Annotated in this window: 8 protein-coding genes; 5 read left to right on the top strand and 3 right to left on the bottom strand. The window is 64.4% G+C overall.

Going from position 1 to position 11618, the window contains the following annotated elements:
* The first annotated feature begins 64 nt into the window (after positions 1–64).
* The gene (locus AC1MH0_RS03450; RefSeq protein ID WP_480964732.1) at positions 65–826 is read left to right on the top strand and encodes an alpha/beta fold hydrolase; all 762 of its coding nucleotides are present in this window, start codon (positions 65–67) and stop codon (positions 824–826) included.
* Between the two features lie 214 nt (positions 827–1040).
* Positions 1041–2873, top strand: coding sequence for a M2 family metallopeptidase (locus tag AC1MH0_RS03445; protein ID WP_480964731.1), 1833 nt, complete (start codon positions 1041–1043; stop codon positions 2871–2873).
* Between the two features lie 263 nt (positions 2874–3136).
* Here AC1MH0_RS03445 and AC1MH0_RS03440 read toward each other — a convergent pair whose 3' ends face one another.
* The 3 genes from AC1MH0_RS03440 to AC1MH0_RS03430 form a co-directional block, all read right to left on the bottom strand.
* Positions 3137–3643, bottom strand: a complete 507-nt coding sequence (locus AC1MH0_RS03440; protein ID WP_480964730.1) for a hypothetical protein — start codon at positions 3641–3643, stop codon at positions 3137–3139.
* A gap of 77 nt (positions 3644–3720) precedes the next feature.
* On the bottom strand, positions 3721–5157 hold the full coding sequence (locus tag AC1MH0_RS03435) for an AMP nucleosidase (RefSeq protein WP_480964729.1): 1437 nt from the start codon (positions 5155–5157) through the stop codon (positions 3721–3723).
* A 186-nt stretch (positions 5158–5343) separates the two neighbouring features.
* Positions 5344–5823, bottom strand: coding sequence for a peroxiredoxin (locus tag AC1MH0_RS03430; RefSeq protein ID WP_398456802.1), 480 nt, complete (start codon positions 5821–5823; stop codon positions 5344–5346).
* Between the two features lie 109 nt (positions 5824–5932).
* On the opposite strand from AC1MH0_RS03430, the gene AC1MH0_RS03425 reads away from it, so the two are divergent.
* From AC1MH0_RS03425 to AC1MH0_RS03415, 3 genes are all read left to right on the top strand, one after another.
* Positions 5933–6493 (top strand): YqgE/AlgH family protein, encoded by a 561-nt coding sequence (locus tag AC1MH0_RS03425; RefSeq protein WP_480964728.1) that lies wholly within the window; start codon positions 5933–5935, stop codon positions 6491–6493.
* Between the two features lie 262 nt (positions 6494–6755).
* Positions 6756–8189, top strand: coding sequence for an adenosylhomocysteinase (gene ahcY, locus AC1MH0_RS03420; RefSeq protein WP_107954828.1), 1434 nt, complete (start codon positions 6756–6758; stop codon positions 8187–8189).
* A gap of 187 nt (positions 8190–8376) precedes the next feature.
* Positions 8377–11532, top strand: coding sequence for a TonB-dependent receptor domain-containing protein (locus AC1MH0_RS03415; protein WP_480964727.1), 3156 nt, complete (start codon positions 8377–8379; stop codon positions 11530–11532).
* Positions 11533–11618: the final 86 nt, after the last annotated feature.

Below are 11618 nucleotides of genomic sequence, written 5' to 3'. Positions count from 1 at the left end.
GAGCGCGGGTTGACTCGGGCGGCGGCGGACACGACTTGGCGGCGAACCAACGCAGGATGTGACCGTGGCCAGCACCCCGACCGAGACGCAATTTTTCGAGAGCTTCGACGGCACGCGCCTCGCGTGGCGCGAGGTCGGCGAGGGGCGCGCGGTAGTCCTGATCCACGGCTATTTCTCCGACGCAAAGACCAACTGGATCCGCTACGGCCACGCCGCGAAGATCGCGGCCAAGGGCTTCCGGGTAATCATGCCGGACCTGCGCGCGCACGGCGAAAGCGACAAGCCGCACGGGCTTGAAGCATATCCGGCGGATGCACTGACGCAGGACGGCCACGCGCTGATCGCGCATCTCGGGCTGACGGAGTATGATCTTGGCGGCTATTCGCTGGGTGCGCGGACGACGTCGCGGATGCTGGCGACGGGCGCAACGCCGCGGCGGGTGATCTTCTCGGGCATGGGTCTCGAAGGACTTACCCAGACGTCGCGCCGCGCCGGGCATTTCCGGAATATTCTGACCAAGCTGGGGCAGCATGTGCAGGGTACGCCGGAGTGGCTGGCGGAGGCGTTCCTGAAGACGACGGGCGGCGATCCGGTCGCGTTGCTCGGTATTCTCGAGACGTTCGTCGACACGCCGCTGGACAGCGTAAAGGCTATCCGGCAGCCGACCTTAGTGGTTTGTGGGGGCGAGGATCAGGATAACGGGTCGGCGCCCGATCTCGCGGCGGCGCTGCCGAACGGGAAATATGTCGAGACCCCCGGCGGTCATATGAGCGCGGTGGTGAAGCCCGAACTCGGCCAGGCGATCGCAGACTTTCTGGCAGGCTGACGGCCTGTCCTCGATCCTCCCCCGCAAGGGGGAGGTGGCTGGCTTTTGCCAGACGGAGGGGGAGGTAAGCGACCACCTCCGTTGCGCGTTCCTCCCCCTCCGTCGCCTTCGGCGCCACCTCCCCCTTGCGGGGAGGATTGCGAAGATTGGGTCCTGGGCGGTTGACCAGGCGACGGCTGGCCATCACTCTGGGCGCATAATCCAGGGGAAGATCATGATCCGTACCGTCTCTCTGATCGCGCTCGCGTGCGCGATCGCCGTGCCGTCCATCGTGCAGGCCCAGACTGCAGCACCCGCCGCCACCGGCAAGCCGACCGTCGCGCAGGCCGATGCGTTCGTCGCTGAGGCGGAGAAGGCGATGGCAGCGGCCTCGCTCGACGCCAACCGCGTGGCGTGGGTGAACGCGACGTACATTACCGACGACACCGACGCGCTGGCGGCGAAGTCGGGTGCGGAGATGACCGATCTAGGGGTGAAGTACGCGCTCGGCGCCGCGCGCTATGCGTCGCTGCCGGGGCTGTCGTTCGATACGAAGCGCAAGCTCGATCTGCTGCGCGGCGGGCTGACGCTGCCGGCGCCGACGCGGGCAGGGGCGTCCGAGGAACTGTCGACGCTGACCACCAAGATGTCGTCGTCCTACGGCAAGGGCATGGGGACGCTCGACGGCAAGCCGATCAACGGCTCCGACATCGAGGCGGCGATGGGTTCGACGCGCGATCCGGCCAAGCTGACCGAGATGTGGACGAGCTGGAACGACAAGGTCGGCGCGCCGATGCGCGGCGACTATGCGAAGATGACCGCGATCTCGAACGAGGGCGCGCGCGAGCTTGGCTACAAGGATGTCGGCGCGTTGTGGCGCTCGGGCTACGACATGACGCCCGAGCAGTTCGCGGCCCTGACCGACACGATCTGGAAGCAGGTCGAGCCGCTATACATGGCGCTCCACACCTATACGCGGTGGAAGCTGAACGAGAAATACGGCGACGCGGTGCAGGCAAAGACCGGGCCGATCCGCAGCGACCTGCTCGGCAACATGTGGGCGCAGGAATGGGGCAACATCTACGACATCGTCGCACCCAAGGGCGCGGGGGATCTGGGCTTCGACACCGGCGATCTGCTCAAGACCAAGGGCTATGATCCGCTGAAGATGGTGAAGCAGGGCGAGGGCTTCTATTCGTCGCTTGGCTTCGCGCCGTTGCCGGAGACGTTCTGGAAGCGGTCGCAGATCACCAAGCCTGCCGACCGCGACGTGATCTGTCACGCATCGGCGTGGGACATCGACGCCAAGGACGATATCCGGATCAAGATGTGCACGAAGGTGAACGCCGACGACTTCGTCACGATCCACCACGAGCTCGGCCACAATTACTATCAGCGCGCGTACAAGGCACAGCCGTTTCTTTATGCGAACGGCGCGAACGACGGCTTCCACGAGGCGATCGGCGATACCGTCGCGCTGTCGATCACGCCGGATTACCTGGTGAAGATAGGCCTGCTCGACCAGGCGAAGGTGCCGAGCGCGGACAAGGACATCGGGCTGCTGCTGCGCCAGGCGATGGACAAGGTCGCGTTCCTGCCGTTCGGGCTGCTGATCGATAAGTGGCGTTGGGGGGTGTTCTCGGGTCAGATCCCGGCGACTGGGTATCAGGCGGCGTGGGATGCGTTGCGGCTCCAGTATCAGGGCATCAAGCCGCCGGTCGCGCGTGACGAGACCAAGTTCGACGCTGGCGCCAAATACCATATCCCGGCGGCGGTGCCGTATACGCGGTACTTCCTGGCGCGGGTGCTGCAGTTCCAGTTCTACAAGGCGGCGTGCGAGCAGTCGGGCTGGAAGGGGCCGCTGCACCGCTGTTCCTTCTACGGCAACAAGGACGTCGGCACGAAGCTGAACGCGATGCTGAGCATGGGGCAGTCGAAGCCCTGGCCGGATGCGTTGCAGGTGTTCACCGGGAGCCGGGAGATGTCGGGTGCGGCGCTGGTCGAGTATTTCGCGCCGTTGAAGGCTTGGCTGGACGTACAGAACAAGGGGAAGCCGACTGGGTGGTGAGGGGCTCTTGCCCGTCACCTTCTAGTTCCCCCGCGAAGGCGGGGGCCCAGGGTTACGAACGCTTCCATGGTTTTAGCTGGGCCCCCGCCTCCGCGGGGGAACGAGAAAGGTGGGACTTTCCGTCTAGCCCCACCCCGGCGAAGGCCGGGGCCCAGTTGGAACGTCTTGAGTAACTAAGCTCATCGCTCCGTTGGCGACGTCTCCCAACTGGGCCCCGGCCTTCGCCGGGGTGGTGTCTCAATATGGGGAATGCAGTGGGATGCTTACTCCGGAACCGTCCCCGGATCGGCGATGCCCGCATCAAACGACTTCGACGAATCCGCCCCGTCAGCCTGATGCGCGTGCTTGCCCTTCGGCTTGGGCGTTGATGGTGCCTTGGGCGTGCTCCCACGCAAGGTCAGCAGCGCGCCAACCGCCGCTCCGGCAACCGCGACACCGCTGAAGATCGCGGCCGCACCCCATTTGCCGCGGGTCTTTTCCGGGGGCTTGGCGACCGGGACGAGCGCTACCGCGTTACGCGCGGGCACCGGGCGCGGCGTGCTGCGCTTGGTCGAGCGTGGCTTTGGCGCAGGCTTGGCGGCAGGCTTCGAAGGCACGGCAGCCATGGGCTTGTCCGCGATGGGCTTCGCGACCGGTACCGGTTTGGATGCGGCCGGCTTGGCGGACGACGTCGCCGCCGGTGCCGCCTTCGGCGCGCTCGTCTTGCGCGGCGCACGGCGGCGGGTGACGGGCTTCTTTGCTTCCGTATCGGGCGTGTCGGTGTCGGCCACTTCTATCTTCCCTCAGCAATGATTCCGGAAGCGTAACGCATTCCCGTGCGATCCGCTCCGATTTTCAGCCGCCCCCTTTACCGGAAAGGCGGCTCATCGAACGCGCGGAGCTTGCGGCTGTGGAGCTTCGACCCTTCCAGGCGGAGTTGCTCGCACGTCTCGATCCCGATCCGCAGATGCTCGCTGATCGCGCGTTCGTAGAAACGGTTGGCCTGGCCCGGCAGCTTCAATTCGCCGTGGAGCGGCTTGTCCGAGACGCAAAGCAGCGTGCCGTAGGGGACGCGGAAGCGATAGCCCTGCGCCGCGATCGTCGCGGATTCCATGTCGATGCCAACCGCGCGGCTGAGCGAGAAGCGGAGTGCGGACTTCGAGTAACGAAGTTCCCAGTTGCGATCGTCTGTCGTGACGATCGTGCCGGTGCGGAGCCGACGCTTGAGCTCCTCGCCCGACTGACCCGAGACGATCTCCGCCGCCTTGGCCATCGCGAGCTGGACTTCGGCGATCGCGGGGATCGGGATTTCGGGGGGCAGGACGTCGTCGAGGACATGGTCGTCGCGCAGATACGCGTGCGCGAGGACGTAATCGCCGATCCGCTGGCTCGGCCGCAACCCGCCGCAATGACCGATCATCAGCCATGCCTCGGGACGCAATACCGCGAGATGGTCGCAGATCGTCTTCGCGTTCGAGGGGCCCACGCCGATGTTGACCAGCGTGATGCCGGTGCGGTCGTCTGCCATCAGGTGATAGGCAGGCATCTGGTGACGACGCCAGGCGCTGTCGGAGATGATCTTGTCGATATCGTCGCCCGACGAGATCGTGATCCCGCCCGCGCCCGACAGGCTGGTGAAGCGCGAGCCTTCGCCAAGCTGCGTGCCGGCCCAGCGGACGAACTCGTCGACATAGCGGTGATAGTTGGTGAACAGCACGAAGCGCTGCGCGTGCTCGGCGGGCGTGCCCATGTAGTGGCGGAGGCGGGCGAGGCTGAAATCGGTGCGCAGGCCGTCGAACAGCGCGAGTGGACGTGTCTCGTCGTTGGCGACCCAGAGGCCATCGGCGATCTCGTCGCCGATATGCGCGAGTTCGGTCGCGGGGAAGTGGCGCGACAATTCGGTCGCGGAAACCTCGTCGAGGCTCAGCGCGTGGCCGGGCTCGATCACATAGGGGAACGGGATTTCCTGGCGACCCTCGACCGCTTCGACGGTGACATCGTAATCCTCGATCAGCAGCGTCAGCTGTTCGGTCAGGTATTCGGCGAAGATCGCGGGCTTGGTGACGCTGATGCGGTATTCGCCCGCGTTGACCAGACGGCCGAACGACCGCAGCGGGGTCGGGCGATCGACGCCGCCCTTATAGGTCAACCGGATTTCGGGATAGGCGAACGAGCCGTCGGTGCGGCTGGCGGGATCGGGCGTCGTGCCGTCGGCGATATAAGCGCTCATCGCGGCTTGAAGGCGCTCGACGGAAGCGCGGTAGAGGCGGTCGAGGTCGGCGACGAGGTCGGATGCGATTGTCATCGGGCAGTGTTAGGTGGCGGACGTTACGGTGGCAAGACCACCGGCTTCTTCGAATCCTCCCCCGCCAGGGGGAGGTGTCGCCGAAGGTGACGGAGGGGGAGGGCACGGAACAGATGTTGCCCATTCCTCCCCCTCCGTCTGGCAGGCGCCAGCCACCTCCCCCTGGCGGGGGAGGACTCTAAGAGGTCAGATTTCGCTCAGGAGATGTTCGGCCGAACTCACCTTGAACTCGCCCGGGGCCTCGACGTTCAGCTGCTCGACCACGCCGTCATTGACCAGCATCGAGTAACGCTGGCTACGCGTCCCCATGCCGAAGCCCGAGCCGTCCATCGTAAGCCCGATCGCCTTGGCGAAATCGCCATTGCCGTCGGCCAGCAGCGTGATGTCGCCGGCGCCTGCCGACTTGCCCCATGCGCCCATCACGAACGCGTCGTTGACCGAGACGCAGGCGACCTCATCGATGCCCTTGGCCTTGAGCTCGGCTTCCTTCTCGACGAAACCGGGGAGGTGCTTGGCCGAGCAGGTCGGCGTAAATGCGCCAGGCACCGCGAACAGCGCGACCTTGCGGCCCTTGAAGAAGCTGTCGGTATCGACCTGGTCGGGGCCGTCTGCGGTCGCCTTGACGAGGGTGGTGGTGGGAAGCCGGTCGCCGACGCTGATCGTCATCTGAAATCTCCTATCGCCGCGCGTTGGTCGCGGGCGAGCCGTACCTTGGACGCGGGCGCGCGTATTTCAAGCGTGGCGGGCGATCGTGCGCGTCGCTATGGTCGAACGCATGGACAAGACGCCCTTTCTTTCCGGACAATTCCTGCTCGCGATGCCGGGGATGAGCGACCCGCGGTTCGCCCGCGCGGTCATCGCGATGTGCAGCCATGACGAGAATGGCGCGATCGGCATCGGGATCGGCGCGACTATCGACGGGCTGGGCTTCCACGATCTGCTCGAACAGTTCGGGATCGAGCCGGGCGATGCGCCCAACGCACCGGTGCATTTCGGCGGGCCAGTCGAGCCTCGGCGCGGGTTCGTGGTGCACTCGTCCGACTGGGGCGGGCAGGACTCGGTCGACGTCGCCGGGCGGTGGAAGCTGTCGAGCACGGTCGACGTTCTGCGCGCGATCGCGGAAGGGAAGGGACCGTCGGAATGGGTAGTGGCGCTTGGCTATGCCGGTTGGGATGGCGGGCAGCTCGAGGGTGAGCTGTCGCGGCCAGGCTGGTTCAACGTGCTCGGCGACACCGAATTGCTGTTCGATACCGCTGCGGAGGATCGGTGGACGATGGCCTTCGCGCAGGCCGGCGTGGATCCGCGGTTGCTCGTCGCAGAGACGGGCAGGGCCTAATCTTCCCCCCTCCCTGGAAGGGAGGGGCTGGCGGGGGCGGCCGGTTGGCTGGCTCTGCACACGCCTCAAACCGACCCACCCCCAACCCCTCCCTTCCAGGGAGGGGAGTCGAAGAAGGGCAGTGCAGCTAACGCGAACGGCATCCCCGAGCATCATATAAAGATATCTTTATATTTGATTTGGGCCCCCTGATCCCCTAAGTGACCCCACATCCGGCACGGGCATGAGGCTCGCCGATCACAGAATTTCCAGGAGACCCATCGTGGCCACCACCCTCGCCCCCGCGCAGTCCGGCAATGCGACCGACTACGTCGTCGCCGACATCAGCCTCGCCGATTTCGGCCGCGCCGAGATCAACATCGCCGAGACCGAAATGCCCGGCCTGATGTCGCTGCGCACCGAATTCGGCGCAGCACAGCCGCTCAAGGGCGCGCGCATCACCGGTTCGCTGCACATGACGATCCAGACCGCCGTGTTGATCGAGACGCTGACCGCGCTCGGCGCCGATGTTCGCTGGGCGACCTGCAACATCTTCTCGACGCAGGACCATGCCGCCGCCGCGATCGCCGCGACCGGCGTGCCGGTGTTCGCGATCAAGGGCGAGAGCCTTGCGGATTACTGGAACTACGTCGGCGACATCTTCTCGTGGGATCGCGACGTCGAGGGCCAGACCGCCAACATCATCCTCGATGACGGCGGCGACGCGACGATGTTCGCGCTCTGGGGTGCCAAGCTCGAAGCCGGCCACACGATGCCCGAGCCCGAGAACGAGGAAGAGGTCGAGATGCAGCGCGCGCTCAAGGCGTACGTCGCGAAGAACCCCGGCTACCTGACCGAGACCGTCAAGAACCTGAAGGGCGTCTCGGAAGAGACCACCACGGGCGTCCACCGCCTGTACGAGATCGCCAAGAAGGGCGAGCTGCCGTTCCCGGCGATCAACGTCAACGACTCGGTCACCAAGTCGAAGTTCGACAACCTCTACGGCTGCAAGGAATCGCTGGTCGACGCGATCCGTCGCGCGACCGACGTCATGCTCGCCGGCAAGGTCGCCTGCGTTGCCGGCTTCGGTGACGTCGGCAAGGGTTCGGCCCAGTCGCTCCGCAACGGCGGCGCGCGCGTGATGGTCACCGAAGTCGATCCGATCTGCGCACTGCAGGCGGCGATGGAGGGCTTCGAGGTCGTGACGATGGAAGAGGCCGTGAAGCGCGCCGACATCTTCTGCACCGCGACCGGCAACGCCGACGTCATCACCGCCGATCACATGAAGGCGATGAAGCCGATGTCGATCGTCTGCAACATCGGCCACTTCGACTCGGAGATCCAGATCGCCGCGCTGTCGAACTACGACTGGACCGAAGTGAAGCCCGGCACCGACCTGGTGAAGTTCCCGGACGGCAAGCAGATCATCATCCTGGCGAAGGGTCGCCTGGTGAACCTCGGTTGCGCCACCGGCCACCCGTCGTTCGTGATGTCGGCCTCGTTCACCAACCAGACGCTCGCGCAGATCGAGCTCTGGACCAAGGGCGAGAACTACAAGAACGAAGTCTACGTCCTGCCGAAGCACCTCGACGAGAAGGTCGCGATGCTCCACCTCGAGAAGCTTGGCGTGAAGCTGTCGAAGCTCTCGGACAAGCAGGCCGGCTACATCGGCGTGCCGGTCGAGGGCCCGTTCAAGCCGGATCATTATCGCTACTGATCCTCAGGATTCCGTAGGGTTTTCGAAAGCCGCGTCCGCCATCAGGCGGGCGCGGCTTTTTCGTTGCGCATCCGTGTTGCAGGCATGTCACACAACCGTAATGTTTTGTTGTAAGGATTGAACAATAGACAGAAAAGGTGTCCTTTCGGCTTGAGTAAAACAGCTTAGGTTCAGAGGGTTTCTTACTATGGTTGGCATCTCGATCCGGAAGTCCGGATTGTTCGTTACTGCGTCTACGGCCGCATTCGTATTGGCCTCGGCGATCCCGGCAGCAGCGCAGACAGCGACGCCGGTAGACGCCCAGACCCAGGCACCCGGCACCGATCCGGCCGCTTCGGCGGGATCGGATACCACTACGGGCGCGGTTGCGCAGACCGTTGCACCGGAAGCCAATGCCGGTAGCGAAATCGTCGTGACCGGTTCGCGTATCGCGCGTCCGACGCTGGATTCGCCGGCTCCCGTCACCACGCTGACGATTGCCGATCTCACGCGCACCGGTGCGATCACCGTCGGCGATGTCTTGAACGACCTTCCCTCGTTGCGTTCGACCTACAGCCAGGCGAGTTCGACGCAGTTTATCGGCACCTCGGGCCTGAACTTCCTCGATATGCGCGGCCTCGGCGTCACCCGCACGCTGGTGCTGGTCAACGGTCGTCGCCACATCACCTCGTCCGAGGGCGATTTCCTGGTCGATACCAACACCATCCCGACCGACCTGATCGAACGCGTCGACGCGGTTACCGGCGGCCAGTCCGCGGTCTACGGCTCGGACGCGATGGCCGGCGTCGTCAACTTCGTGCTGAAACGCAACTTCGAGGGCCTGACGCTCAATGCGCAGAGCGGCTTGAGCGACAAGGGCGATCACGGCACGTATCGTCTCAGTGGTACCTACGGTCAGAACTTCGCCGATGGCCGCGGCAACATTGCGCTGAATCTCGAATATAACCAGTCCGACCTCGTCACCTATGCCGACCGGCCAGGTCTCACCGGTGCGTACACCGGACGTCGCCAGTTCCAGATCGTCGACAGCCCAGCGCTCGACAACACGGTTCCCAACCGCACGTTCCTAAACAACGTCCATAGCTTCGGTTACGACAATGGCGGCAATTTCATCGCCTATAACGGCTCCGGGATCGGCAGCTGCGGCAACGGCACCGTGGCGGCAGGCTGCCTCGCCAACGGCTATCCCCGGGTATTCGGTTTCAACTCGGGTGGATCGCTGTACGAGTATAATTACGGTACCGACTTCCGCCCGGCGGGCTCGAACAACAACAATGGCGGCGACGGCGGCATCCTCAACGATCGCGGCACGCTCCAGCCGTCGCTGAAACGCTACGTTGCCAATCTGCTCGGCCACTTCGACGTGTCCGACGCCTTCAAGCCGTTCATCGAGGCGAAGTTCGTTCGCGTCGAGAGCTTCAACCAGGGCACGCCGACGTTCGCGCAAGGTGGCGAGCAGGGCACCGTCTCGGATGAGGACGCCAACGGCAATCCTTTCACGCGTGCGGCTATCGGCGGGTTCGGCCGGCAGACGATCGGGATCCCGATCTCGTTCGACAATCCGTATCTTCAGCCCAGCGACGCCGCGACGATCCGTTCGCTGCTGCCAGCCGGAGCCCAGTTCTTCCGCCTGAACCGCAACAACAACGATTTCGGGACGCGCGACGAATTCGACCGCCGTGATACCTATCGGATCGTCGGCGGCGCGGAAGGGACGTTCAACACCGACTGGAAGTATGATTTCTCGGTAAATTATGGCGAGTTCCGGACCCGCTCGTCGTTCTTCAACAATCGCGTCAATCAGAACTTCTACAATGCGGTCGATACGGTGCGGAACGCCGCAGGCACTATCGTCTGCCGGATCAACCAGACCAGCGTCACCGATCCGAACTGCGTGCCGTTGAACGTGCTCGGCAACGGCGCTCCCAGCCAGGCTGCGCTAAACTACATCAACACGACGTCGCAGCGGACCGGCAAGGCGACCGAGTTCGACGTCACCGCAAACATCGTCGGCGACAGCTCGCAACTGTTCGAACTTCCCGGCGGGCCTGTTCAGTTCGCGTTTGGTGGCGAGTATCGCCGCGAGACCGCTTCGTATTCGTACGACGACCAGGTGAAGTCGGGCGCGACCTTCCTCAACGCCATTCCCGATTTCGCGCCGCCGTCGTTCGCGGTGAAGGAGGCGTATGGCGAGATCAACGTGCCGCTGCTCAAGGGCACGCGGTTCGCCGAGGAACTGTCGGCGAATGCGGCCGTCCGCGTTGCCGACTACAAGGGTTCGGCGGGTACCGTCTGGACGTGGAATGCGGGGGCGCTGTACGCGCCGGTCCGCGACATCAAGTTCCGCGTCAGCTACGCCAAGGCCGTTCGTGCGCCGACGTTGAGCGACCTCTACTCGTCGCCGTCGCAGAACTTCGATCTCTTGAACGATCCCTGCGACATCAACTTCATCAAGACCGGTCGCTCGACCCGCGCCGCCAACTGCGCGGCGGCCGGCGTTCCCGTCAACTTCATCAACAATGCGGCACGTGGGGGCAGCACCGAATTCCTGTCGGGCGGCAACCCCAACCTCGAGGCGGAGACGTCGCGGAGCTGGACGTACGGCGTCATCCTGCAACCGTCGTTCATTCCCGGCCTCGCGATCACGGCGGACTATTACGACATCAAGATCAGCAACGTCATCGCCGCTGTCGGCGCGCAGACGATCCTCGACGCCTGCTACGACGCAGCATCGCTCGACAACCAGTTCTGCGGTCTGATCAACCCGCGTCAATCGAGCGGGGAGTTCGCGCAGACCGCGTTGCTCCAGAGCACGGTGAACTTCGCGGCGCTGCGGGCCAAGGGCATCGACGTCGACGTGTCGTACAACCGCCGCATCTTCGCCGATGACAAGATCGCGCTGCGGTTCGTCGGCACTTGGGTTCGCGATCGCACGGATTATCCGTACCTCGACAACCCCGGCCAGAAGGAGCGCGTCAAGGGCGAGCTGGGCGACCCGGTCTACAACTTCAACGTTTCGGCGGACTATACGCATGGGCCGGTCACGCTCGGGTACCAGCTCCGCTACGTCGGTCGGCAGTCGATTACCGATTGGGAAGCACAGCACGACACCAATGGCGTCGCCGCCCTCGATCCCTATTATGCAGACCGGGTGTATTATCCGTCGGTCGTCTATCACGCGCTCCGGGCGTCGGTGGATGTCGACAAGCGGTTCACCTTCTACGGTGGTGTCGACAACTTGACCGACAAGAAGCCGCCTTACGGTTTGCTGGGTAACGGCGCCGACGCGATCTTCGATAACGTCGGACGGTTCATGTACGTTGGCGCGCGCGTGAAGCTCTAATACCCGTCCTCCTGCGAGAGGACACATAGTTCGCGAAGGGCGGGTCCGCATGTCGGGCCCGCCCTTTTCATTGTCTCGTGGCTTTC

Source organism: Sphingomonas sp. AP28 (genome assembly GCF_056680455.1).
Note: the sequence above shows the minus strand (reverse complement) of the source record. Positions and strands in the feature narration are given on the sequence as shown.